General features: G+C 63.5%; 15 protein-coding genes. 8 read left to right on the top strand and 7 right to left on the bottom strand.

What is annotated here, in order from left to right; all coding sequences use genetic code 11:
• Positions 1 to 94: 94 nt before the first annotated feature.
• The 3 genes from DUPY_RS10410 to DUPY_RS10400 all read right to left on the bottom strand — a co-directional run bounded on the left by DUPY_RS10410 (position 95) and on the right by DUPY_RS10400 (position 5,294).
• A complete protein-coding gene (locus tag DUPY_RS10410; RefSeq protein WP_070247754.1) occupies positions 95 to 2,731 on the bottom strand; it encodes a hybrid sensor histidine kinase/response regulator in 2,637 nt (878 codons plus the stop codon).
• A 66-nt stretch (positions 2,732 to 2,797) separates the two neighbouring features.
• Positions 2,798 to 3,949, bottom strand: a complete 1,152-nt coding sequence (locus DUPY_RS10405; RefSeq protein WP_070247802.1) for a glycerate kinase — start codon at positions 3,947 to 3,949, stop codon at positions 2,798 to 2,800.
• A 16-nt stretch (positions 3,950 to 3,965) separates the two neighbouring features.
• Complete coding sequence (locus DUPY_RS10400; protein ID WP_070247753.1) at positions 3,966 to 5,294, bottom strand: MFS transporter; 1,329 nt, start codon at positions 5,292 to 5,294, stop codon at positions 3,966 to 3,968.
• A 219-nt stretch (positions 5,295 to 5,513) separates the two neighbouring features.
• On the opposite strand from DUPY_RS10400, the gene DUPY_RS10390 reads away from it, so the two are divergent.
• Entirely contained in the window at positions 5,514 to 6,671 is a 1,158-nt protein-coding gene (locus DUPY_RS10390; RefSeq protein WP_070247751.1) for a sugar diacid recognition domain-containing protein, read from the top strand.
• Position 6,672: 1 nt separating this feature from the next.
• Here the strand turns inward: DUPY_RS10390 and DUPY_RS10385 are convergent, their stop codons facing one another.
• A complete protein-coding gene (locus tag DUPY_RS10385) occupies positions 6,673 to 8,274 on the bottom strand; it encodes a methyl-accepting chemotaxis protein (RefSeq protein ID WP_070247750.1) in 1,602 nt (533 codons plus the stop codon).
• 314 nt (positions 8,275 to 8,588) lie between these two features.
• On the opposite strand from DUPY_RS10385, the gene DUPY_RS10380 reads away from it, so the two are divergent.
• The 6 genes from DUPY_RS10380 to DUPY_RS10355 all read left to right on the top strand — a co-directional run bounded on the left by DUPY_RS10380 (position 8,589) and on the right by DUPY_RS10355 (position 13,208).
• Positions 8,589 to 10,085, top strand: a complete 1,497-nt coding sequence (locus DUPY_RS10380) for a protein adenylyltransferase SelO (protein ID WP_071651616.1) — start codon at positions 8,589 to 8,591, stop codon at positions 10,083 to 10,085.
• Positions 10,086 to 10,099: 14 nt separating this feature from the next.
• Positions 10,100 to 10,498 (top strand): peptide-methionine (R)-S-oxide reductase MsrB, encoded by a 399-nt coding sequence (msrB, locus tag DUPY_RS10375; RefSeq protein ID WP_070247749.1) that lies wholly within the window; start codon positions 10,100 to 10,102, stop codon positions 10,496 to 10,498.
• Between the two features lie 16 nt (positions 10,499 to 10,514).
• Positions 10,515 to 11,144: a septation protein A gene (locus tag DUPY_RS10370; protein WP_070247748.1), complete on the top strand. Its 630-nt coding sequence runs from the start codon at positions 10,515 to 10,517 to the stop codon at positions 11,142 to 11,144.
• Positions 11,141 to 11,413 (top strand): BolA family protein, encoded by a 273-nt coding sequence (locus tag DUPY_RS10365; RefSeq protein WP_070247747.1) that lies wholly within the window; start codon positions 11,141 to 11,143, stop codon positions 11,411 to 11,413. The genes DUPY_RS10370 and DUPY_RS10365 overlap by 4 nt, the downstream gene beginning before the upstream one ends.
• Before the next feature lie 134 nt (positions 11,414 to 11,547).
• Entirely contained in the window at positions 11,548 to 12,330 is a 783-nt protein-coding gene (locus tag DUPY_RS10360) for a peptidylprolyl isomerase (RefSeq protein ID WP_070247746.1), read from the top strand.
• A 98-nt stretch (positions 12,331 to 12,428) separates the two neighbouring features.
• Positions 12,429 to 13,208 (top strand): peptidylprolyl isomerase, encoded by a 780-nt coding sequence (locus DUPY_RS10355; RefSeq protein WP_070247745.1) that lies wholly within the window; start codon positions 12,429 to 12,431, stop codon positions 13,206 to 13,208.
• 325 nt (positions 13,209 to 13,533) lie between these two features.
• On the opposite strand, the gene purL is transcribed toward DUPY_RS10355, so the two are convergent.
• On the bottom strand, positions 13,534 to 17,544 hold the full coding sequence (purL, locus tag DUPY_RS10350) for a phosphoribosylformylglycinamidine synthase (protein ID WP_070247744.1): 4,011 nt from the start codon (positions 17,542 to 17,544) through the stop codon (positions 13,534 to 13,536).
• A 274-nt stretch (positions 17,545 to 17,818) separates the two neighbouring features.
• On the opposite strand from purL, the gene DUPY_RS10345 reads away from it, so the two are divergent.
• A complete protein-coding gene (locus DUPY_RS10345; protein WP_070247743.1) occupies positions 17,819 to 19,456 on the top strand; it encodes a response regulator in 1,638 nt (545 codons plus the stop codon).
• A gap of 11 nt (positions 19,457 to 19,467) precedes the next feature.
• Here DUPY_RS10345 and DUPY_RS10340 read toward each other — a convergent pair whose 3' ends face one another.
• Complete coding sequence (locus tag DUPY_RS10340) at positions 19,468 to 21,525, bottom strand: hybrid sensor histidine kinase/response regulator (protein ID WP_084640646.1); 2,058 nt, start codon at positions 21,523 to 21,525, stop codon at positions 19,468 to 19,470.
• A complete protein-coding gene (locus DUPY_RS10335) occupies positions 21,522 to 25,151 on the bottom strand; it encodes a hydantoinase B/oxoprolinase family protein (protein ID WP_070247797.1) in 3,630 nt (1,209 codons plus the stop codon). Before DUPY_RS10335 ends, DUPY_RS10340 begins: the two co-directional genes overlap by 4 nt.
• Positions 25,152 to 25,174: the final 23 nt, after the last annotated feature.

Genomic DNA, 25,174 nt, shown 5'->3' with positions numbered 1-25,174 from the left:
CGATATAAAACGAACTATTTCCGATATGCTACGGCAAAAAATCCGCTATGAAAAAACCGTATCGCAGCTGTGCATTTTGCTATCGCTGCAGCGCTCAGGCGCGGCTCAAATGGCGCGCCAAAATCGCGAACATCTGCTCGACATCGATCGGCTTGCCGATAAAGTCGTCCATCCCGGCCGCAATACACTGTTCGCGCTCGCTGGCCATCACGCCGGCGGTCATGGCGATCACCGGCAGGGTCAGGCGCAGCTGTTCGCGGATGATACGGGTGGCGGTAAAGCCGTCCATCACCGGCATCTGCACGTCCATCAGCACCAGGTCGCAATCGAGACGGCGCAGTTGGGCCACCGCTTGCTCGCCGTTTTCGGCCAGCGTCACCCGCGCCCCGGCCTGCTCAAGCAGGCCGCGCGCCACCACCTGGTTGATCGGATTGTCTTCCACCAGCACGATGCGCACGCCGGCCAACGGCGGCTGGGCGCTGTCGTCCTGCCTGACCGGCGCCGGGACGTGGGCGCGCGCGGCCTGCACTACTTCCAGCAAGCCCGGCACCGTCACCGGCTTGGTCAGGCAGGCGGCAATGCGGCCGTTGGCCATGTCTTCGGCCACCAGGTCGCGGCCGTAGGCATTGAGCATGCAGACCAGCGGCGCGTCGATCTCGGGTTGCAAGACGCACAGTTCGGACATCTGCCAGTCCACCAGCACCGCGTCGTAATTTGTGCCACCGCGCAGCAGCGCCACCGCTGCCCGGGAGGACTCGGCAACGTCGCAGGTCCAGCCGGCGGCGGCGATGGCGGCGGCGATGCAGTCGCGGCTGGTGGCGTTGTCGTCGGCCAGCAGCAGGTGCAGCGGCTGGCCATGTTCGCGCTCCGGCACCACCTGCGTGGCGCCCAGCGGCACGGTAAAGCGGAATTCGCTGCCTTCACCCTGCATGCTGTGCACCGTGATCTGCCCCTGCATCAATTCGATCAGCCCCCGCGAGATGGTCAGTCCCAGCCCGGTGCCGCCGAAGCGGCGCGTGGTGGACAGGTCGGCCTGGGTAAACGGCGAGAACAGCCGCGCCACCTGCTCCTCGTTCAGGCCGATGCCGGTGTCCTTCACCGCGAAGCACAGCACGGTGGCGCCACCGGGCGCCGGCAGCCGGGATACCCGCAGCGACACTTCGCCGCGTTCGGTGAACTTGATGGCGTTGCCGGCCAGGTTGACCAGCACCTGGTGCAGGCGCAGCGCATCACCGACCAGCGCGCGCGGCACATCAACCTCGACGCCGATGGCCAGTTCGATCTGCTTGTCGCCGGCGCTCACGCTCATGATGGAGGCTACTGCGTGCAGCACGTCGTCGAGACGGAACGGCGCCTGGTGCAGTTCCACCTTCCCGGCCTGCATCTTGGACAGGTCGAGGATGTCGTTGAGGATGCCGAGCAACGACTGGCCCGAGGTGCGTATCATCTCCAGGTAGCGCGCCTGTTCCGGCGACACGCCGGTGCGGCCCAGCAGGTGCGCCACGCCCAGCACCGCGTTCATCGGTGTGCGCAGTTCGTGGCTCATATTGGCCACGAAGACGTCCTTGGCCGCGTTGGCCGCCTGCGCTTCGCGCATCGCCGATTCCAGCTGGCGGGTACGGTGTTCGATCAGGTTTTCCAGGTGGTGCCGATAGCGCAGCAGTTCCGACTCCACGCCGTGCAGCGTGTCGAGCGCTTGCGCCGCTTCGTGGAAGGCGGCCGGCGCCGCCGGTTGCTGCGGCGACTTGCCGCCCAGCGCCATCGCAGCCGTGGTCAGCGAGCGCACCGATCCCTCGATATTGCGCGCAAAGTGCCAGGCCACGCCGAAGCCGGCGGCAGTGACCAGCGCCAGGAAGGCCATGATCCAGGTGATCGAATCGAATACCTCGGCATACACGGCGCTGCGCGGCACGCCGATCACCACCGCCCAGCCGCTCTGCTGCGAACGGCTGTACATCGAGTAGACGGGAATGCCCTCCAGGGTGGTCGCCTCGATCGCATCCTCCTGGCGCAGCCGGAACTGCGACAGCAACGTGGGCGACACGTGCTGGCCCACGTATTTTTCGGGATCATGGGTACGCGCGACCAGCACGCCGTTGGCGTCGAAGATGCCGGTCACGCGGTTGGCCGGCAGCAGCTGCTCGCGCAGCACCTGCCCCAGGCGTTCGGGCACGAAGGCCACCGAGATCACGTACACCACCTTGCCGTCGCGGATCACCGGCGCGTGGATGGCCGCCAGCGGTCGCTTCAAGGCGCCGGCGTAGAAAAGGTTGGAAATCAAGGGCTTGCCGGTCTTGAAGACCTGGGCAATGCGCGCCGCGCTGAGCGGATCGGGATATAGCTCGCCGTAAGGACGGGCGGTGTTGAGCAATTGCACCGAATCGCGGTCGTGCAGCACGAAGTTATAGCCGGGAAATTCGGGCCGCAGCACCTCGGTGGCCTGGCGGTAGAAGGCGGCAAAGTCGCGGTTGTCGATGCTGGGCGAGTTGGCCAGCGCCAGGGCCACCGTGATGCCGGTGTTGAGGTCGCGATCGACCGCCTGGATCAGGGCCCGGGCGGTGATCAGCGTATCTTGCTGAATGGTCTTGCGCTCGCGCACAATGAAGTTGTTGGTCAGCAGCGCGAAGCCGAGGATGGCCGGCAAGGCGCACGCCCAGACCAGGCTGTAGATCTGCGAGCGGATGGTCGGCAACCTGGCCACGTATTTCTGTTCACCCTGTTGCGGCGGCATCAAAATCCTTCCTGCGAGCATTTTGTTGCCGCAGGAAATGACTTTAGCACAGACTGGCGCGCCGCCCTAGCCTAGCTGTGTTCCCAAGCGCAACACTGCAGCGATGTTACGGGCCGACGTGCGCACATTGTAGGCGGCGTCCGCCAGCGCCCGTTCCAGGGTGCACGGGCAGTTGACCACGCTGAACACGGCGTCGATGCCGTGGCCGTGGATTACGCCCGCGCCAGGTTCCAGGCTGCCGGCAATGCCGATCACCGGCTTGCCGTGGCGCTTGGCCACCCGCGCCACGCCGATCGGGGTTTTGCCGTGGATGGTCTGACTGTCGATGCGACCTTCACCGGTCAGCACCAGGTCGGCATCGCGCACCGCTGCATCGAGGCCGACGGCGTCGGTGACGATCTCGCTGCCCGGGCGCAGGCTGCCCTTCAGGAATACCAGCATGGCCGCGCCGATGCCGCCGCCGGCCCCCGCACCGGGCAAATCGGCCACGGCGGACAGTTCCAGGCCCAGGTCGCGTGCAATCACCGCCGCATAGTGGCGCAAGTTGGTGTCGAGCAGCGCCACCATGGCCGGCGTGGCGCCCTTTTGCGGGCCAAAGATGTGGGACGCGCCCTGCGGTCCCACCAGCGGATTGCTGACGTCGCACGCCACGTCGAAGACGCAATCCTCGATGCGGGCGTCGAGGCTTGAGAGGTCGATACGAGCGAGCGCGTCGAGCGCGCCGCCGCCGGGCGGCAGGTCACGTCCCGCCGCGTCGAGCAGGCGACCGCCGAGCGCCTGCACCATGCCGGCGCCGCCATCGTTGGTGGCGCTGCCGCCGATGCCGAGCACGAATCGGCGCGCGCCCGCGTCGAGCGCGTTGCGGATCAGCTCACCGGTGCCGTAACTGGTGGTGTGCAGCGGATCGCGGCGGTTGGGGGGCACCAGTTCCAGGCCGCTGGCGGCAGCCATTTCGATCACGGCGGTCTGGCCGTCGCCCATGATGCCGTAAAAAGCCTCGACCGGCTCTCCGAGCGGACCGCGCACCGACAGGTCCACCCGGCGGCCGCCGCTGGCGTCGATCATGGCTTGCACCGTGCCCTCGCCGCCGTCGGCCACCGGTACCTTGACATACAGGGCGTCGGGAAAAATTTCCCGGAAGCCCGCTTCGATTTCGTTGGCGATCGCCATCGCGCTCAAGCTTTCCTTGAACGAATCGGGGGCGATGACGAATTTCAGTTGCTTGCTCATACGATCACCGATTCACCAGTTTGGCCGGCACACGCAGCACCAGCAACGCCCCGAGCAGCATCACTGCCGACAACACGTACAGCGCGGCGTCGGTACTCTGGGTGGCGTCCTTGATCCAGCCAACCAGGAACGGACTGACGAAACCGGCAATCTGGCCCAGCGAGTTGATCAGCGCCAGGCCGGCGGCCGCTGCGGCACTGCCGAGGAAGGCGGCCGGCAGCGACCAGAACATCGACAAGGCAGCCAATGCGCCCATGGTGGCCATCGACAAGCCGACCATCACGACCAGCGGGTTGGTCGAGAAATTGGCGGCCATCATCAGGCCGAGCAAGCCCATCAGCATCGGCGCGCTGACGTGCCAGCGGCGTTCGCGGTGCTTGTCGGCAGAGCGGCCAGCCCAGACCATGAACACGGCGGCAAACAGGTACGGGATGGCGCTGAGCCAGCCGACCGTTTGCGTATCGTAGCCGAGCGACTTGATGATCGACGGCAGCCAGAAGTTAATCGCGTACACGCCCATCTGGATGCTGAAGTAGATTACGCCGAGCATCCACACGCTGCCGTTTTTCAGCACGTCGCCGATCGACTGGCCGACGGTGCTGGTGGCTTGCCGCTGCTTTTCGTCGTCGTCGAGGGCGCGCTGCATGGCGCCCTTTTCTTCCGTGCTCAGCCACTTGGCCTGGGCGATGCCGTCATTGAGGTAGAAATACACGGCCACACCGAGCAGCACGGTTGGCAAACCCTGCAACAGGAACAGCCACTGCCAGCCGGCCATGCCGCCCTGGCCGGCCGAGAAGTGCGCCAGCATCCAGCCCGACAGCGGACCGCCGATCAGGCCCGAGATCGGGATCGCCGACATGAACAGCGCCATCACCTGGCCGCGCTTTTGCGACGGGAACCAGTGGGTAAAGTACAGCACCATGCCCGGGAAGAAGCCGGCCTCGGCCACGCCCGTGAAGAAGCGCAGCACGTAGAAAGACGTCGGCGTGGTAACGAACAGCATGGCCGCCGACAAGGCGCCCCACATGATCATCATGGCGGCGATCCAGCGCCGCGCGCCCAGTTTGTGCAGGATCAGGTTGCTTGGCACGCCGCTGAGGACATAGCCGATGAAGAAGATGCCGGCGCCGAGGCCGTAGACGGTGTTGCTCAGATTGAGCGCATCCATCATCTCCAGCTTGGCGAAGCCGACGTTGACGCGGTCCAGGTAGTTAAAGAAGTAGCAAACAAAAATGAAGGGTATCAGGTGCCAGGTGGCTTTTTTGTAGGCGCCCTCGAGTACGGCGCCCGCCGCAGTGGTGGTCGCGGCGGCGGTGGTGTTGGAATTGCCCATTGCAGGTCTCCTTGATGTTGTAGTGTCATGACGGCTGACCCGCTGATTATCTGGAATCACCTGGCAAAAATCATCGGCCGAATGCACGAGAATTCGCAGTTGATGGTGCAAAATACTGGGCAACTGCCCAAATATTTCCTTAGAAAAACGACTTTCGAGCGCAATCCCTCGTTCCTTGGCACAATGGCGGCCAGAGTCATCCACCATGAATAGTTTGCCATGACCATCTTGAACAGCGCGTTGGCGCAGGACATCGTCACCCGCACGATGAAAATCATCCCGTATAACGTCAACGTGATGGATGCTCACGGCAGCATCGTCGCCAGCGGCAATGCCGCCCGCATCGGCGAGCTGCACACGGGCGCCATGCTGGCCCTGGCCAAGCAGTTGCCGGTGGAAATAGACGCGACCAGCGCGCGCAATATGCACGGCGCCCAGCCTGGCATCAACCTGCCGCTGACCGTCAACGGCCAATTATGCGGCGCCATCGGCCTGTCCGGCGCACCCGACGAGGTGCGCCAGTTTGGCGAGCTGGTGCGTTTGACGGCCGAGATGATCCTGGAACAGGCGCAACTGACCGACGCCCTGCAACGCGACTCGCGGTACCGCGAAACCTTTGTGCTGCAACTGGTCGCCAGCGATCCGGGCGCCCGCTCCGGGCTTGAATCGTGGGCGCGGCGGCTGGGCGTGGACTTTCGCCGTCCGCACGTGGTGCTATTGCTGGAGCTGGCCGACCGGGCGGCCGGCACGGTCGAGGCACTCAGTGAAATCCAGCGCCTGCAGTTGCGCTTGCTGGGCAGGCAGCCATCGGCGTTGACCGCCGCAACCAGTTCGCACGAGCTGGTGATCGTCGATTTTCATGACAGTATTGACGCCACCGATGTGCCGGCGTGGGCGCAGCGCAAGCTGGCGGCGCTGGCGGCCTTGCTGGACGACGAGGGCGCGCAAGACTATGCGCTGACGGTGGGCATCGCCCTGGCCGGCATCGGCAATGTGGCGATCTCGTACCAGAGCGCGCGCACGGCGGCGCGCATCGGCCGCCAGCGCGACGGCGGCCGCAAGCGCTACAACTATTACGACCAGGCGCTGCCGGTGCTGCTGTCGGGACTCGATGCCGGCTGGCAGGCCGAGCAGCTGCGCCAGCCGATGCAAAAGCTGCGAGCGCAGGACAAAAGCAAGGAACTGTTGCAGCGCACCCTGGAAACATGGTTCCGCCACGACAGCCATTTGGCCGCCACGGCGGAAGCATTGCACATCCACCGCAACACGCTCGACTACCGGCTGCGCCGCATCGGCGAGATCACCGGGCTCGAGCTGGCGCGGCTGGAAGACCGCTTCCTGTTATATGTATCGTTGTTGCTGGCCGATGTAGATTGAATCAGTAACCGAGCGCCAGCGCCGGTCGCTTCGGCGCCCGACCCAGGCGCGGCGCCGACTGCGCCTCGACCTGGAACGTGCTGACCAGCGCTTCCAGCGTTGCCGCCTGCTCCTGCAGCGACCCTGCCGCAGCCGCAGCTTCTTCCACCAGCGCCGCGTTCTGCTGGGTCACTTCGTCCATCTGCGCAATCGCCTGGTTGATCTGGTTGATGCCCTCGCTCTGCTCTTCGCCGGCAACCATGATCTCGCTGATGATGCCGGTCACGCGCTCCACGCTGCTGACGATCTCGTCCATCGTTGCGCCGGCCTTGTCCACCAGCTGCGAGCCAGCATCGACCTGCTCCACCGACGCCGTGATCAGTTCCTTGATTTCCTTGGCTGCAGCCGCCGACCGCTGGGCCAGGTTGCGCACTTCGGTGGCCACCACCGCAAAGCCCCGTCCCTGTTCACCGGCGCGCGCCGCTTCCACTGCCGCGTTCAGCGCCAGGATATTGGTCTGGAACGCAATGCCATCGATCACGCCGATAATGTCGGCGATCTTGCGCGAGGAACCGTTAATCGTGCTCATGGTATCGACCACTTGCGAGACCAGCTGGCCGCCCTTGCTGGCCACGTCCTGGGCGGTTACCGCCAGGTGGTTGGCCTGGCGCGCATTGTCGGCGTTGTGGCGCACGGTGGTGGTCAGCTCTTCCAGCGAAGACGCGGTCTCTTCCAGTGCGGCAGCCTGGTTCTCGGTGCGGCGCGACAGGTCAAGGTTGCCATGCGAAATTTCGGCGCTGGCAGTGGCAATCGAATTGCTGCCGCTACGGATGCCGCGCACGGTGGTGGACATTTGCTCCTGCATGCGGATCAGGCCCTGCATCAGGTTGCCCATCTCGTCGTCGCGATCAACCTGTATGTCGTTGGCCAGGTTGCCGCCGGCAATCTGGTCGAAGTGGCCGAGTGCGGCGCGCAGCGGTTTCAGGATGGCCGACAGCAGGCGCAGCGTGGAATAAGCGATCAAGGCCATGGCCGCCAGCAAGGCGATCACGAAGCCGATTTCGAACTTGCCGAAGAATGACTGGCTCTCGTCATAGTGTTTTTGAGCGCCGTCGAGCTGGTATTTTTCCAGCTTGTTGGAGGCGGCGTCGAAAATGCCGAACTCCTTGCTCATCTTGTTCATGGCCAGGTCGTCGATCTTCTCGGCATTTTGGGTACGGATCGCCGCCATCAGCTCGCGCAGGAAGCCGATATACACGGTGCGCTTTTTATCGAGGTCGGCGGCCAGCGCTTGCTCTTCGCCCACCAGCGGCAGCGCCAGGTATTCCTTCCAGGCCTTGTCGCCATCGACAATGAACCCTTCCGCGCGGCTCAGGGTTTTTTCGAGGTCCGATGCCTCCGGATGAAATACGCCGCGATCGATGACGAAGCGCGCGCGATTGAGGAAGTTCTTGGAATTGCCGAGTATGAGTACGGACGCCATCTGGTTCGAATAGACGTCCTTCAGGGCAAAGTTGACCTTGTTCAGGCCAAACAGGCTAACGACACCGATGGAAATAATCAACAGGCCGAGAACTGTCATGGTGACAATAAGCCGGGTACGGATAGTGAGACTAGTGAACATGGGGGTCCTGGAGCGCTGGGCGCGAAGTCGAAGAAATGCTGCAAAGCAATAATTTACGGGTAAATACTTATTACCGTCAATCAATTTATGAATGAAGTAACTTACTATTAGCTAGTTGAGGTTTGCGCAATATTGCTGTTCGCAAGGGCTGGCGCGGGTTTGCCGGCGATTTTCTGCGCTGCGAGTAAGACGACTATTTGTATTTTTCGCGCCACGCGGGCCGACAGTGCGCTCAGTGCGCGCCGATCGCGCTTCGTCCATGCATGCACGCTACGCGCTTGCCCACGCTGCGGTAAAATCGCGCTTTCCGGCCCATGGGCCAGGTGCTCTTCACAGGAACCATCATCGCTACCAATCTGACCTCGCTGCCGCTGGACAATTCTTTTGCGTCCTTGCCGCCCGCGTTCTATACCAGGCTGATGCCCACGCCCCTGCCCTCGCCCTACCTGGTAGCGGTGAGCCCGGCGGCCGCGCAACTGATCGGCCTCACGCCGCAGCAGGTGGCGGACAGTCTCGACGTCCTGGTCGGCAATGCCGTGCCGGAACAGGCGCAACCACTGGCGGCCGTGTATTCAGGCCACCAGTTCGGCGTGTGGGCCGGCCAGCTCGGCGACGGCCGCGCCATCCTGTTCGGCGCCGCCGCCACCCCGCAGGGTCCGCTGGAGCTGCAATGGAAAGGCGCCGGCCAGACGCCCTACTCGCGCATGGGCGACGGTCGCGCCGTGCTGCGCTCGTCGATCCGTGAATTCCTGTGCTCGGAAGCCATGCATGGCCTCGGCATCCCCACGTCGCGCGCGCTGTCGATTGCCGGTTCCAACCAGGGCGTGATGCGCGAGACGGTAGAAACCGCCGCTGTCGTGGTGCGCTTGGCGCCCAGCTTTGTGCGCTTCGGCTCGTTTGAGCACTGGTACTACCGCAAGCAGAACGACCAATTGAAAATCCTGGCCGACTACGTGATCGACCATTTTTACCCAGAACTACGCGCCAGCGACAATCCCTACCAGGGCCTGCTCGAGCAAGTGACGCGCCGCACCGCGCACATGATTGCACAGTGGCAAGCGGTGGGCTTCATGCACGGCGTGATGAACACCGACAATATGTCGATCCTGGGCCTGACCATCGATTACGGTCCGTTCGGCTTCATGGAAGCATTCGACGCAGATCACATCTGCAACCATACCGACCAGCAAGGCCGCTATGCGTATTCGAACCAGCCGCAGGTTGGCCATTGGAATTGCTACGCGCTGGCCCAGGCCCTGCTGCCGCTGATCGGCGAGCCGGAAGACGCACAGGCGGCGCTCGACGTGTACCAGCCAGCCTTTGCGGCCAAGCTCGACGAACTGCTGCACGCCAAGCTGGGCCTGACGCAACTCGACGCCCACGCCGACGCCGACCGCGCCCTGTTCGACGGCATGTTCGCCATGCTGCCAGGCGTGGACTTTACCCAGTTCTTCCGCCGCCTCGGTGGCCTCAAGTCGCAGGACGCCAGCGGTGACGAACCGCTGCGCGACCTGTTCATCGACCGCGCCGCCTTCGATGCGTGGGCCCGGCAATATCGCCAGCGATTGCAGGCCGAGCACAGCGTCGATGGCGACCGCCAGCTTGCGATGAACCGAATCAACCCCAAATACGTGCTACGCAATTACCTGGCCCAGGTGGCCATCGACAAGGCGCAGCAGCACGACTATTCGGAAGTCGAAAAATTGCTGGCCATCTTGCAGCACCCGTACGACGAACAGCCCGAGCACGACCAATACGCCGCCTTGCCGCCCGACTGGGCCAGCCATCTCGAAGTGAGTTGTTCTTCTTAAGAAAGATCTAAGCCATGACCAATAAAGTCACCAAGTCCGACGCCGAATGGCGCGCCATGCTCGATCCAATGGAATATGAAGTCACCCGCCACGCCGCTACCGAGCGCGCCTTTACCGGCAAATTCTGGGATCACCACGAACACGGGACGTATACTTGCGTGTGCTGCAACACGCCGCTGTTTACTTCCGACACCAAGTTCGATTCCGGTTGCGGCTGGCCCAGCTACTTCGAGGCCATCGATCCTGCCAACGTGATCGAGAAAACCGACCGCACCCATGGTATGCTGCGCACCGAAATTCTGTGCGCCGTGTGCGACGCCCACCTGGGACACGTGTTCCCGGACGGACCGCCGCCGACCGGCCTGCGTTATTGCATCAACTCGGCGTCGCTGCGGTTCGATCCACAAGATTAAAAGATATTGAGGCACCATGAAATTCCTGTTCGACTTATTCCCGGTCATCCTCTTCTTTGCCGCCTACAAGCTGGCCGGCATGCATGCCGAAGCAGCGCAGGTGTTTACCAACACCTACCTGGGCAGCATCATTTCAGGTGGCAGTGTGACGCCGGACCAGGCCCCCATCGTGCTGGCCACGGTGGTCGGCATCCTGGCCACGGTGCTGCAGATCGCTTACCTGAAAGTGCGCGGGCGTAAGGTCGAAGGAGTGATGTGGTTTTCCCTGGCCATGTTCGTGTTCTTTGGCGGCCTCACCATCTACCTGCACGATGAAGCCTTCGTCAAATGGAAGCTGAGCATCGTCTATTGGTCATTCGCCGTCGGCCTGCTGGTCAGCGACCTGGTCTTCAAGAAAAACCTGATGCGCAAGTCGATGAGCGAATTCGTCGAACTGCCCGATGCGGGCTGGACCCGTATCAACCTGGCCTGGATCGCCTTTTTTACCGTGATGGGCGTACTCAACTGGTACGTGGCTTTTGTGCTGTTCAAAGGTAACACCGATGCCTGGGTCAATTTTAAAATGTTCGGCACCACCGCGTTGATGTTCGTGTTCATCATCGGCCAGACCGTTTACCTCTCGCGCCACATGAAGGAGCAAGCATGACCGAAACCCGTATCGAGCGCATCCGCAGCAAGCTGGAAGCGGCCTTGTCCCCGCTTCAATTGACACTCGACGACGACTCCCATTTGCACGCCGGCCATGCTGGCGCCGCCTCCGGCGGTGGACATTACAGCGTCAGAATCGTTTCGTTACAATTTGAAGGGCAGAGACTCGTCACAAGACATCGACTCGTGTATGATTCCGTGAACGATATGATGCATAAAGAAATTCATGCATTGGCCATTACTGCATTGGCTCCGTCCGAAGTATGATGTTGTGCCGGTGGGGTGGAACCAGGCTATAGGTCTCAGAAAATATTCGAACACAAAAGCTGAATAAAAGACAGATAGCAACTCTTACTCCCTCCTCCGGTTTTCGCTAAATCTTCCCCCTACAGGAATTAATAATGACTTTCAAGCCAGCCCGTTTGCTGATTGCACTGCTCGCCGTTGCCGCCGTACCTGCTTTTGCACAAAATGTTGCCGTTGTTAATGGCAAAGCCATCCCGAGCTCGCGTGTTGACGCTGTCGTCAAGCAAGTCGTCGCCCAAGGCCAGCAGCCGGATTCGCCACAGTTGCGCGAGCTGATCAAGAAGGACCTGATCGGTCGTGAAGTCATGATGCAAGAAGCCGAAAAACAAGGCTACGGCAAAAACCCTGCCGTCAAAGATCAGATCGAAAACGCCCGCCAGGCCATCATCACCAATGCGCTGGTAGGCGACTACGTCAAGAAAAACCCGGTCTCGGATGCCGACGTCAAGGCCGAGTACGACAAAGCCGTGGCTGCCGCTTCGGCCGAAAAAGAGTATCACGTGCGTCACATCCTGCTGGCGACCGAGGCCGAAGCCAACGACGTCATCGCCAAGCTCAAAGGCGGCGCCAAGTTCGAAGATCTGGCCAAGCAGTCGAAAGACACCGGTTCGGCTGCCAACGGCGGCGACCTGGACTGGGCTACCCCATCGTCGTTCCCACCAGTATTCTCGGCAGCTTTCGTCAACCTGCAAAAAGGTGGCGTGACCGAGAAGCCGGTGCAAACCCCTAACGGCTGGCACGTGATCAAGGTCGACGACACCCGCGCCGTGAAACTGCCGCCGCTGGAAGAAGTCAAAGGCCAGGTACAAGAAGGCCTGATGCAGAAGAAAGTTCAAGCTTACCAGGAAGAACTGGTTAAAAAAGCAAAAGTGCAGTAATGTTCTGCAAGGCGGCGCCCTACGGGGCGCCGTTTCTCATTTCAAGTTGGTAATATGCGCGTCCAAGTGCAATTTCAAGCTTTTAAAGGATTTAGATAATGATGTTGAAACCAGCCCGTCTGTTGTTAGCCATGCTCGCTGTTGCTGCAGTGCCCGCTTTTGCGCAAAACCTCGCGACCGTCAATGGCAAAGCCATTCCGGCCGCCAAGGCAGACCAAATGGTCAAACAGGTCGTAGCTCAAGGCCAGCAACCTGACAGCCCGCAATTGCGCGAAATGGTCAAGAAAGAACTGATCGGCCGCGAAGTGATGCTGCAGGAGGCGAATAAACAAGGTTATGGCAACAAGGCTGACGTCAAAGCCGCCATCGATAACGCCAGCCAGAGCATTATCATCAACGCCATGCTGGCCGATTATGTGAAAAAGAATCCGGTCAAGGATGCCGATATCAAGGCCGAGTACGACAAATACAAGGCAGCCAACGGCGGCAAGGAATATCACTCGCGCCATATCCTGGTGACCACCGAACAGGAAGCCAAGGACATTATCGCCAAGCTGAAAGCCGGCGGTAAGTTCGAAGAACTGGCCAAGGTATCGAAAGACGGTTCCGCCAACAATGGTGGCGATTTGGGCTGGATGTCGCCAGGCAAGCTGGTCAAGCCATTCGCCGATGCGATGGTCGCCCTGAAACCAGGTGCGATCACCGAAACCCCGGTCAAGACCGAGTTCGGCTACCACGTGATCAAGCTGGACGAAGCGCCACGCGATGCCCAGTTCCCACCGTTCGACCAGGTCAAGGGCCAGATCGCCCAACAGATGCAGCAAGGCAAAATCGCCGCGTACCGCGACGAGCTGCAAAAGAAAGCCAAGGTTCAGTAAGTTGAACCGGGCAGCGTGAGGCTGCCTTGATGTAAAAGCGCCCGGCCTTGTGCCGGGCGTTGTCGTTTACCGGCTTCATGCTGCGGCAGCACAGCCAGATGTCAGCTTGAAGATGCCAAACTCTGGCGCAATCCTCCGAGCCCGTCATCCTCGTGAACGCGGGGATCCATGCTGAGCAAGCACACCGCGCGGCCCATTCTTCACGCGTTCTATGGATCCCCGCGTTCGCGGGAATGACGGATTAGAGTGCAGTGTTAATAACCGATGACAAAAAGCCGGGCCACTGCTTGCGCAGGGCCCGGCTTTCAGGAACGACTAATACTGTTTAACCGACAAACTTGCGCGCGTTACGGAACATGCGCATCCACGGCGACTCCTCGCCCCAACCTTCCGGATGCCACGACTGCTGCACTGTGCGGAACACGCGCTCGGCGTGCGGCATCATGACCGTGAAGCGGCCGTCAGGCGTGGTCACCGACGTAATGCCCTGCGGCGAACCGTTCGGATTATACGGATACGCTTCGGTAGCCTCACCGCGATTGTCGACAAAGCGCATTGCCGCGATCGCTTCGGTGATATTCCCGGTCTGGGTAAAGTCGGCATAACCTTCGCCGTGCGCAATCGCGATCGGGGTCTGGGTACCGGCCATGCCATTGAAGAATATCGACGGGCTATCCATTACTTCCACCATCGCAAAGCGCGCTTCGAATTTCTCCGATTTATTGGTGGTGAATTTCGGCCACGCGTGGGCGCCGGGAATAATCGATTTCAGATTACTCATCATCTGGCAACCATTACAAACACCGAGGCCGAAACTGTCGCCTCGCGCAAAGAAGCGGGCGAACTGTTCCGACAGCGCGGTATTGAACAGAATAGTCTTGGCCCAGCCTTCGCCCGCACCCAATACGTCGCCATACGAGAAACCGCCGACCGCGATAACACCCTGGAAGTCGTCGAGTTTCACTCGGCCGGCAATCAGGTCGCTCATGTGGACATCGACCGCGGTAAAGCCGGCCTGATGCATCACGTAAGCGGTTTCGATATGCGAGTTGACGCCCTGCTCGCGCAGGATGGCCACCCGTGGCCGCACGCCAGTGGCCAGGAATGGCGCGGCGATATTGTCGCCCAGGTCGAACGTGATGTTCGGCTGCATGCCCGGATCCTGTTCGTCCAGCAAGCGGTCATATTCGGCATCGGCGCAGGCCGGGTTGTCGCGCAGGCGTGCGATGCGCCAGCTGGTTTCGCTCCACAGGCGGTGCAGCGCGCTGCGCGGCTGGCTGTAGATCAGCTTGGCATCGCGGGTGAATTCGATCACGCCACGGTCGTTCGGCTTGCCGATGATGTGGCTGCACGCGCCCAGGTTGAAGCTGCGCAGCACGTCCATGACCAGCGACTTTTCTTCGGCACGGACCTGGATCACGGCGCCCAGTTCTTCCGAGAACAGCGCGCGCAGGGTTTGCTCGTTGCGGCGCTCGGCGATCTGGCCGGTCCAGTTCTTGGCGTCGCCCTGGTCGGCGCCATGGCCCTGTTCCAGGGTCAGGATGTCGAGGTTGATCGACAGGCCGGCACGACCGGCAAACGCCATCTCGGTCAGCGTGCCGTACAGCCCGCCGTCGGACCGGTCGTGGTAGGCCAGCAGCTTGCCGTCGCGGTTCAGTTGCTGGATGGCAGCGAAGAAGCCTTTCAGGTCTTCGGCGCTGTCCACGTCCGGGGTCTCGTTGCCCAGCTGGTTCATCACCAGGGACAGCGCCGAGGCGCCCAGGCGGTTCTTGCCACGGCCGAGGTCGATCAGGATGATGGCCGTGTCGCCGGCATCGGTCCTGATTTGCGGCGTCAGCGACTTGCGTACGTCATACACTGGCGCGAATGCCGAGACGATCAGCGATACCGGCGACAGCACGGCTTTCGCCTGATCCTCATCCTTCCAGGTTGTGCGCATCGACAGCGAATCCTTGCCGACCGGAATGCTGATGCCCAGTGCCGGGCACAGCTCCATGCCGACCGCTTTCACGGTGTCGTACAGCGCGGCGTCCTGGCCAGGCTGGCCGCAGGCGGCCATCCAGTTGGCCGACAGCTTGATGTCGGAGATATCGGCAATTGGCGCGGCAGCGATATTGGTGATCGCTTCGGCGACCGCCATGCGGCCCGAGGCGGCAGCGTCGATCACGGCCAGCGGGGTGCGCTCGCCCATGGACATCGCTTCACCGAGGTAGCCCTCGAAACTCATGGTGGTCACGGCGCAGTCGCCGACCGGCACCTGCCAGGGACCAACCATCTGGTCGCGCACCGACATGCCGCCCACGGTACGGTCGCCGATGGTGATCAGGAACGACTTGTCGCCCACGGTCGGCAGCAGCAGCACGCGCCTGGCCGCTTCGGCCAGGTCGATGCCGGTCAGGTCCAGTGGCGGCAATGTGCGCACGACGTGTTCCACATCGCGCTGCATCTTCGGCGGTTTGCCCAGCAGTACGTCCATCGGCATGTCGACCGGGTTGTTGCCCAGTTCCGGATCGATCAGCTTGAGCTGGCGCTCTTCGGTGGCGGTACCGACCACGGCAAACAGGCAGCGCTCGCGCTCGCACAGCGCCTGGAACAGCGGCAGGCTTGCCGGTGCAATCGCCAGCACGTAACGTTCCTGCGATTCATTGGACCAGATTTCCTTCGGCGCCATGCCGCTCTCTTCGAGCGGAATCTTGCGCAGGTCGAAGATCGCGCCGCGCTTGGCGTCGTTGGTAATTTCCGGGAAAGCGTTTGACAAGCCGCCGGCGCCCACGTCGTGGATCGAGATGATCGGATTGTCTTTACCGAGCTGCCAGCAGCCGTTGATCACTTCCTGGGCGCGGCGTTCCATTTCCGGGTTGCCGCGCTGGACCGAGTCGAAGTCGAGGTCGGCAGAGTTGGTGCCGGTCGCCATCGACGAGGCAGCCGAGCCGCCCATGCCGATGCGCATGCCGGGGCCGCCCAGCTGCACCAGCAGGCTGCCGACCGGGATGTCGTTCTTGTGCGTGTGCTGCGACGAGATGTTGCCGATGCCGCCGGCGATCATGATCGGCTTGTGGTAGCCGAACACGGCAGCTTCACCGAACTGGGCGCTGACATTTTGCTCGTAGGTGCGGAAGTAGCCGCCGAGCACCGGGCGGCCGAATTCGTTGCTGAACGCGGCGCCGCCGAGCGGGCCGTCGATCATGATTTGCAGCGCCGAAGCGATGCGGTCCGGCTTGCCGTAGGCTTTGCCGTCGGCATCGACTTCCCACGGCTGCACGGCGTCCGGCAGCAGCAGGTTGGAGACCGTGAAGCCGGCCAGGCCAGCCTTGGGCTTGGCGCCGCGACCGGTAGCGCCTTCGTCGCGGATCTCGCCGCCGGCGCCGGTGGAGGCGCCCGGGAATGGCGAGATGGCGGTCGGGTGGTTGTGGGTTTCCACCTTCATCAGGGTATGGGTCAGCTCGGTGACCGGGGCGTATTCCTGGCCGGCGCCTTGCGGGAAGAAGCGCATCACGGTCGCGCCTTCCATGATCGACGAGTTGTCGCTGTAGGCCACCACCGTGCCCTTCGGCTGCAGTTCGTGGGTGTTCTTGATCATGCCGAACAAGGACTTGGGCTGCGCCACGCCGTCGATGGTCCAGTCGGCGTTGAAGATCTTGTGGCGGCAGTGTTCGCTATTGGCTTGCGCGAACATCATCAGTTCGACGTCGGTCGGGTTGCGGCCGGCGCGGGTGAATGCCGCGTCCAGGTACTCGATCTCGTCGTGCGACATCGCCAGGCCCAGGTCGGTATTCGCCTTTTCCAGCGCACTGGCGCCGGCGCCGATCACGTCCACGGTCTCCAGTGGCTTCGCGTCCAGCGTGCGGAACAGGCCGGCAGCTTCGTCCGGGTGGCGCAGCACCGATTCCGTCATGCGGTCGTGCAGCAAGGCGGCCACGGTCTGCACATCCTGGTCCGACAGTTTCTTCGGCGCGCCGATGCTGCTGCCCAGGATGCCGCCCTTGAGGTTGATGCGGAACGCGATGCCGCGCTCGACGCGCTTGACGTGCGCCATGCCGCAATTGTGGACGATGTCGGTGGCCTTGGAGGCCCACGGCGAAATCGTGCCGAAACGCGGGATCACGAAGAATTCCTCGACCGCACCGTCAGCGTTGTCGGCCTGGGCCGGTTCGCCGTAGGTCAGCAGCGCGCCGAGACGGCTGGTGTCGTCGGCCGACAGCGGCTGGGCGGCATCGATGAAGTGGACATAGCGGGCCTGGACTGCGGCAACCTGCGGAAGCGCGGCTTGCAGTTGGTTTAACAGGCGTTGGCTGCGGAAGGCGGACAGGGCGTTGGAGCCCGGGAGTATCAACATGATGGAAGAGTAGTTGATGCAGCGTGGCTGCGGATTAAAGGTAGACAGCGAAATTGAAACACAGGCATGGGCTTGCAGAATTCCTTTTGCGCGCATTATACCCGTTCCGCCCCTCCCCATACAGCACCAGGATGCGGCTGCCGACAGCGACAAAGTATTCCACAAGCAACGTTTAGGGGCCGAGGCGCGCCAAAATGTGACTTGTGCCATGCAAAAACGCATCATTTCACCGACCTTCGGTTATGCTGGGAACAACCTGGAATGGATAAGAAACATGGCGGACTATAGCGAGTTGTCGGTACTGATCGTGGACCCGAACCCGGGCATGCGCGGCAGCCTGCACAATATGCTGAACCAGTGCGAGATCACCCGTATCGAGTACGCGGTGGGTTCCGGCACGGCCATCCGCCAGCTGAGCCGCCGCCAGTTCGACATCGTGCTGTGCGAGTACGACCTGGGTAACGGCAGCGAAAACAATGGCCAGGACGGCCAGCAGCTGCTGGAAGATTTGCGCCACCATCGCCTGATCCCGCCGTGGTGCATCTTCATGATGATCACGTCCGAGGGCGTGTACAGCCGCGTGATCGGCGCGGTGGAGCTCGCGCCTACCGATTACGTGCTCAAGCCATTCACCGTGGATGCCCTGCTGCAGCGGATCCGCCGCGCGGTGGAGCGGCGCGACGTGTTCTGGCCGGTGTACCAGCATGTAGCAGCCGGCAATATCCGCAAGGCGATCACCGGCTGCAAGGAGGGGGAGCAAGCCAACCCGCGCTACGCCACCGACTACGCGCGCCTGCGCGCCGAGCTGCTGGTGTCGATCGACGACCTGGTCGAAGCCGAGTTCGTGTACCAGGCGATTTTGCTCACCCGCCCTACCGCCTGGGCCAAGCTGGGCCTGGCGCGCTGCCAGTTCGGCCTGGGCAAGCTGGTCGAAGCGCAGCAAACCCTGACCGACCTGCTGCAACAGCACACCACCTTCATGGCCGCCTACGACTTGTTGGCGCGCACCCTGCAGGCGCTGGGCCAGCAGCAGTCGGCCAAGAAGGTGCTCGAAGACGCGGTGGACATTTCGCCGCACATGGTGCGCCGCCTGCGCCACCTGGGCGAAGTGGCGTTCGCCACTGGCGACGTCGGGGTGGCCGAACGGGCGTTCAAGCAGGTGGTGACCAAGGCCAAGTATTCCGAGTTCCGCGACCCCGAGGACCACGTCAAGCTGGTCAAGACGCTGGTTAAAAAAGGCGACGCCTACCAGGCCGGCGGCGTGATCCGCGACATGGAGCGCTCGCTGCGCAACAATGCCAACACCGACACCTGCCGGGCGATTGCCGCCGGCATGGTGCAGCAAATGGCCGGCAATATGACCGCCGCCGCAGCCGAACTGACCACTGCCGTCAACGGCATGGCCAACACGCGCGGCCTGTCGAGCGAGCTCAAACTCGACCTGATCCAGAGCTGCCTGAACGTCAAGCTCGACCAGCAGGCTTCGTCGGTGATGCTGGACCTGATGAATGACGACGACAGCGGCGTGTCGATGGACGATGCAGTTGAGGTCTTCGAAAAAGCGGGCCGCCACGACCTGGCCCAGGGGATGGGCGAACAGATCAAGATGCAGGTGGGCGAACTGCTGGCGCACGCGGCGCAGAAAAGCACCGAGGGCGACCTGCGCGCGGCGGTGGACACCCTCAACGCCGGCCTGCGCAAGGCGCCAGCCAATATGGCGCTGCTGCCGGCGGCCGCGTCGGCCATCCTCAGGCAGCTCGACGACATGGGCTGGGAAGCGCCACTGGCCGAACAGGCCGCGTACCTGCTCGAGCGCATGCGCAAGATCGACGCCCACCACCCGGCGCTGGACGCGCTGTTGGCGCAATACCACCACACCCAGCGCAAGTACGGTATCGCGACATCGGCCTAGGCAACCCCGGCCTAGCCGGGTTTGACCGGCCCAGTCAGCACCTGTCGTACCTTGCGCGCCAGCGCCTCGCGGGAATACGGTTTGCCCAGCAGTTGCACGCCGGGCTCGAGCCGGCCACCGTGGACGATGGCGTTTTCCGCGTAACCCGAGGTGTAGAGCACGGCCAGTCCGGGCGTCTTCTGCCGCGCCAGCCGCACCAGGTCGGTGCTGCGCAGCGGACCAGGCATCACCACGTCGGTAAACAGCAGGTCGATGCCGATGCCGCTGTCGAGGATGCTCAGTGCGGCAGTCGCGTCGGCGGCCTTGAGCACGGAGTAGCCGAGTTGCCTGAGCAATTCGACGGCAGTCTCGCGCACGCCCTCGTCGTCTTCGACCACCAGCACGGTTTCGTTGCCGCCTACCACGGCGCCGGCTTCGGGCTCCGCCACACAGGCATCCTCTTCTTCCAGGCAGCGCGGCAGGTAGAGCTTGACCGTGGTGCCGCTGCCCACTTCGCTGTAGATGTTGACATGGCCGCCAGACTGCTTGACGAAGCCGAATACCATCGACAGTCCCAGTCCCGTACCCTGCCCTTCGGGCTTGGTGGAAAAGAACGGATCGAACGCCTGCCCCAGCACCTCGGGCGGCATGCCGCAGCCGGTGTCGGTGACCGCGATCAGCACGTACTGGCCGGGCTGGACGTCGGCGTGGCGCTGCGCATAGTGCTCGTCGAGGCTGGCGTTGGCCACTTCGATGGTCAGCCTGCCGTTGCCGTTCATGGCGTCGCGGCCATTGATGCACAGGTTGAGCACGGCGTTTTCCACCTGCGCGGTATCGACCAGCGCGCTCCAGGTGCCGGGCGGGATCACGGTCACCACCTCGATGGTTTCGCCCAGCGACCGGGCCAGCATGTCGTCCATGGCCGCGATCAGCGCGCCCACCTTGATTACGCGCGGCGCCAGCGCCTGGCGCCGGCCAAAGGCCAGCAGGTAGCTGGCCAGCCGGGCCCCGCGCCGCACCCCGCCCAGTGCGCTGTCGACGTAGCGCTGGCCACGACTGTCGCCCGCCACCACGTGCGACAGCAAGTGCAGGTTGCCAGAGATGACTTGCAGCAGGTTGTTGAAGTCGTGCGCGACGCCGCCGGTGAGCTTGCCCATCGCTTCCATCTTGCGGGCCTGGTGCAGCGCTGCTTCGGTTCGCTTCAACGCCTCGGCAGCGGCCCGCTCGGCCGTGCTATCGCGGCCGATGCCAAGCAGGAAGTTGCCATTGAGCGCATTGGTCCACTCCATGTAGATGTACTCGCCGCGCTTGTGGCGCAGGCGCACCTCGATCCTCGGTGAGCCCTGGCCATGGCGAATGGCGTCCAGGCGCCCGATCACGACATCGCGTTCGAGCGGATGGATCAGCGCGGCCACCGGGGTGCCGGACAGTTCATCCTCTTGCCAGCCGAGGGTGCGGCTAAAGGCAGGATTGACGGCGGCCACGCCGTTGTCGCTGTCGAGCAGCGCCATCGCATCGCTGGACAGCTGCCAGATCCGGTCGCGGTCCTGGGTCAGTACCTGCAACTCGTCCTTGAGCGCGGCCGAATAGCGCGCCGTATCGCGCAAGGCGTGTACCTTGGCCGTGGTTTCCACCACCGTGTCGAGCACGCCGACGGTGACGCCCTGCTCGTCCAGTACCGGGCTGTAGCAAAAGGTGAAGAAGGCTTCCCTGATCTGGCCGTCGCGGTCGACCATCAGCGGGAAATCCTCGATGAAGGTGGATTTACCCTGCCAGGCGCGGTCGAGGATCGGCTCGATGTCGTCCCACACTTCGCTCCAGACCTCGGCCAGCGGACGGCCCAGGCCATCGGGCTTCTGGCCCATCAACGTCATGTAACCGTCGTTGTAAATCATCAACATGTCCGGCCCCCAGAACAGGCAGGACGGGAAGTCCGAGGCCAGTATCAGGTTCACACTCACGCGCAGCGAGGGCGGCCAGTCGGCGATGTGGCCCAGGCCTGTGGCAGCCCAGTCGTGCTCGTACACCCGGGCGGCCATGGAACTGGTCAATTGAGCGGGGCGATGCGCTGTCGGCCGGACCGCGCTCATGGCAGCACCGTGCCGTAACCGCCGCCGCCCGGCGTCTCGATCACGAAAGCGTCGCCAGCCTGCATGGCGGTCTTGCCGATGTGGCCCAGCTGCTCCACCGAACCGTCGGCGCGCAGCACGGTGTTGCGTCCCAGCGCACCGGGATGGCCGCCGGCCATGCCGAACGGCGGCACAATCCGGTTGTTGGACAGGATCGCCGCTGTCATCGGTTCGAGGAAGCGCACCGTGCGCACGCCGCCGTCGCCGCCGCGCCATTCGCCGGCGCCGCCGCTGCCGGCGCGGATGCGATAGCTCTCGAGCCGCACCGGGAAGCGAAATTCGAGGATCTCGGGATCGGTCAGGCGCGAATTGGTCATATTGGTCTGCACCACGCTCACGCCGTTGAAACCGGGACCGGCGCCGGAGCCGCCGCTGATGGTTTCGTAGTACTGGTACTTGGCGTTACCGAAGGTGAAATTGTTCATGGTGCCCTGCGCGGCCGCCATCACGCCCAGCGCGCCGTACAGGGCGTTGGTGATGCAGGTGGACGTTTCCACGTTGCCAGACACCACCGAGGCCGGGTAGTGCGGGTTGAGCATGGAACCGGGCGGTATGATCACCCTCAGCGGCTTCAGGCAGCCGGCGTTGAGCGGAATCTCGTCATTGACCAGGGTGCGGAACACGTACAGCACCGCTGCCATGCACACGGCTGACGGCGCGTTGAAGTTGTTGTCCAGTTGCGGCGAGGTGCCGGTGAAGTCGATCTCGGCACTGCGGCTGTCGTGATCGACGGTGACGGTGACCGCGATCTGCGCGCCGTTGTCGAGCTCGAGCCTGTAAGCCCCGTCATGCAGCGCGCTGATCACGCGCCGCACCGCTTCCTCGGCATTGTCCTGCACGTGGCCCATGTAGGCGCGCACCACGTCGAGGCCGAAGTGCGCGACCATCTTGCGCAGCTCTTCCACGCCCTTCTGGTTGGCAGCCACTTGCGCGCGCAGGTCGGCCAGGTTCTGGTCCGGGTTGCGCGCCGGGTAGCGAGCGCCGGCCAGCAGGGCCCGGGTTTCCGCTTCGCGCAGCTTGCCGCCGTCGGCGCCCTCACTTGCCCCATCCACCAGCTTGAAATTACTGATCAACACGCCCTCTTCCTCGATCACGCGCGAGTCCGGTGGCATCGAGCCGGGCGTGGTGCCGCCGATGTCCGCGTGGTGGCCGCGCGATCCGACGTAGAACAGGATCTCGGCCCCGGCCTCATCGAAGACAGGCGAAATCACCGTCACATCGGGCAGGTGGGTGCCGCCGTTGTACGGATCGTTGAGCATGAACACGTCGCCGGGCTGCATCTGGCCGGCGTTTTCGCGCATCACGGTCTTGATGCTCTCGCCCATGGAGCCGAGATGCACCGGCATGTGCGGGGCGTTGGCGATCAGGTTGCCGTCGGCATCGAAAATCGCGCAGCTGAAATCGAGGCGCTCCTTGATGTTGACCGAATACGCGGTGTTTTGCAGCCGCAGCCCCATCTGCTCGGCGATCGACATGAACAGGTTATTGAAGATTTCGAGCATCACCGGGTCGGCGCTGGTGCCGATGGCCACGCGCTGCGGCAGTGCAGCCACCCGGCGCAGCACCAGGTGGCCGCGCGCCGTGGCTTCGGCGCGCCAGCCCGCTTCGACGATGGTGGTGGCGTTGGCTTCGGCGATGATCGCCGGGCCGTCGATGACAGCGCCCGGCTCGATGTCCACGCGCTGGTACAAGCCGGTTTGCAGCCACTGGCCGCCAGCGTACATCGGCACCACGGTCGCCGGTGCCGGTGCTGTCGCCGGCGTGGCGGCCTGTGGTTCGGCCTCGGCCGGCGCATCGGATGCGCCCACCGCTTCCACCGACACCGCTTCCACGATCAGCGCCCTGCCCTGCATCAGGAACGAGTAGCGCTTGCGGTAGGCCGCTTCGAACTGCGCCCGCATGGCGGCAACGCCGCCGGATGGATCGAACAGGGCGATCAGCGCCGTATCGGTGCCTTCGTAGCGCAGGTGCACGCGCTCGACCAGGGTAATCCGGTGTTCCTCGACGCCCTGGTGCAGCAGGTCGGCGCCGGACTGGCGGCCCAGCGCATGCAGCCGCGCTTCCAGGTCGGGCAGCGCGTGTTCGTCAAGCCGGGCTTCCACTGCGGCCTCGCGCATGCTGGACTGGTCGGCCAGGCCCATGCCGTACGCCGACATCACGCCCGCCAGTGTGTGCACGAACACGGTTTTCATGCCCAGCGCGTCGGCCACCAGGCAGGCGTGCTGGCCGCCGGCGCCGCCAAAGCTGGTGAGCGCGTAGTCGGTCACATCGTGGCCGCGCTGCACCGAGATCTGCTTGATGGCGTTGGCCATATTGCCCACTGCGATGGCAAGAAAGCCTTCAGCCACCTGCTCCGGCGTGGTGGGATTACCGGTGGCGGCCGCAATGCGCGCGGCCAATTCGACGAAGCGCACCCGCACTGCCTGGGCGTCGAGCGGCTGGCGGCCGTCGGCGCCGAACAAATGCGGGAAGTGCTCGGGCTGAATCTTGCCGAGCATGACATTGCAGTCGGTCACCGCGAGCGGACCGCCACGGCGGTAGCTGGCCGGCCCCGGGTTGGCGCCGGCGCTGTCGGGGCCCACGCGGTAGCGGCTGCCGTCGAAGTGCAGCACCGAGCCGCCGCCGGCAGCGACCGTGTGGATGCTCATCATCGGTGCGCGCATGCGCACGCCGGCCACCTGGGTGTCGAACACGCGCTCGAACTCGCCGGAAAAATGCGAGACGTCGGTGGACGTGCCGCCCATGTCGAAGCCGATCACCTTGTCGAAACCGGCCAGCTGGCTGGCGCGCACCATGCCGACGATGCCGCCGGCCGGGCCACTGAGGATGCTGTCCTTGCCCTGGAAGGCGCGCGCATCGGTCAGGCCCCCGGACGACTGCATGAACTGCAAATTCACACCAGGCAGCTCGTACGCCACCAGGTCCACGTAGCGGCGCAGGATCGGCGACAGGTAGGCATCGACCACGGTGGTGTCGCCGCGCGCGACCAGCTTCATCAACGGGCTGGCCTGGTGCGAGACCGAGACCTGGGTGTAGCCGATGTCGCGCGCGGCGTCGGCCACGCGATTCTCGTGCGCGTGGTAACGGTAGCCGTGCATGAAAACGATGGCCAGCGAACGCAGGCCCTTGTCGTACGCCGACTGCAACGCCGCGCGGGCGCCGGCCAGGTCGAGCGGCACCACGGTGTCGCCGTGGGCGCCCATGCGTTCGTCGATTTCGATGACGTCGGTGTACAGCAGTTCGGGCAGGACGATGTGGCGGTCGAACAGGCGCGGGCGGTTCTGGTAGGCAATACGCAGCGCGTCGCCGAAGCCGCGCGTGATGGCCAGCGCGGTCGGCTCGCCCTTGCGCTCGAGCAGCGCGTTGGTGGCGACCGTGGTGCCCATCTTGACGGCGCCAATGCGTTCGACCGGGATGGCTTCATGCGCCGCCACGCCCATCAACTGGCGGATGCCGGCGATCGCGGCATCGGCATAATGTTCAGGATTTTCGGAAAGCAACTTCAGGGTGCGCAGTTGGCCATCGGACGCCAGCGCCACGATGTCGGTGAAAGTGCCGCCCCGGTCGATCCAGAATTGCCAGTCCATGCATGCCTCGTAGCTTTCGGTGA

Source organism: Duganella phyllosphaerae (assembly GCF_001758785.1).
GTDB classification, from domain to species: domain Bacteria; phylum Pseudomonadota; class Gammaproteobacteria; order Burkholderiales; family Burkholderiaceae_D; genus Rugamonas; species Rugamonas phyllosphaerae.
Note: the sequence above shows the minus strand (reverse complement) of the source record. Positions and strands in the feature narration are given on the sequence as shown.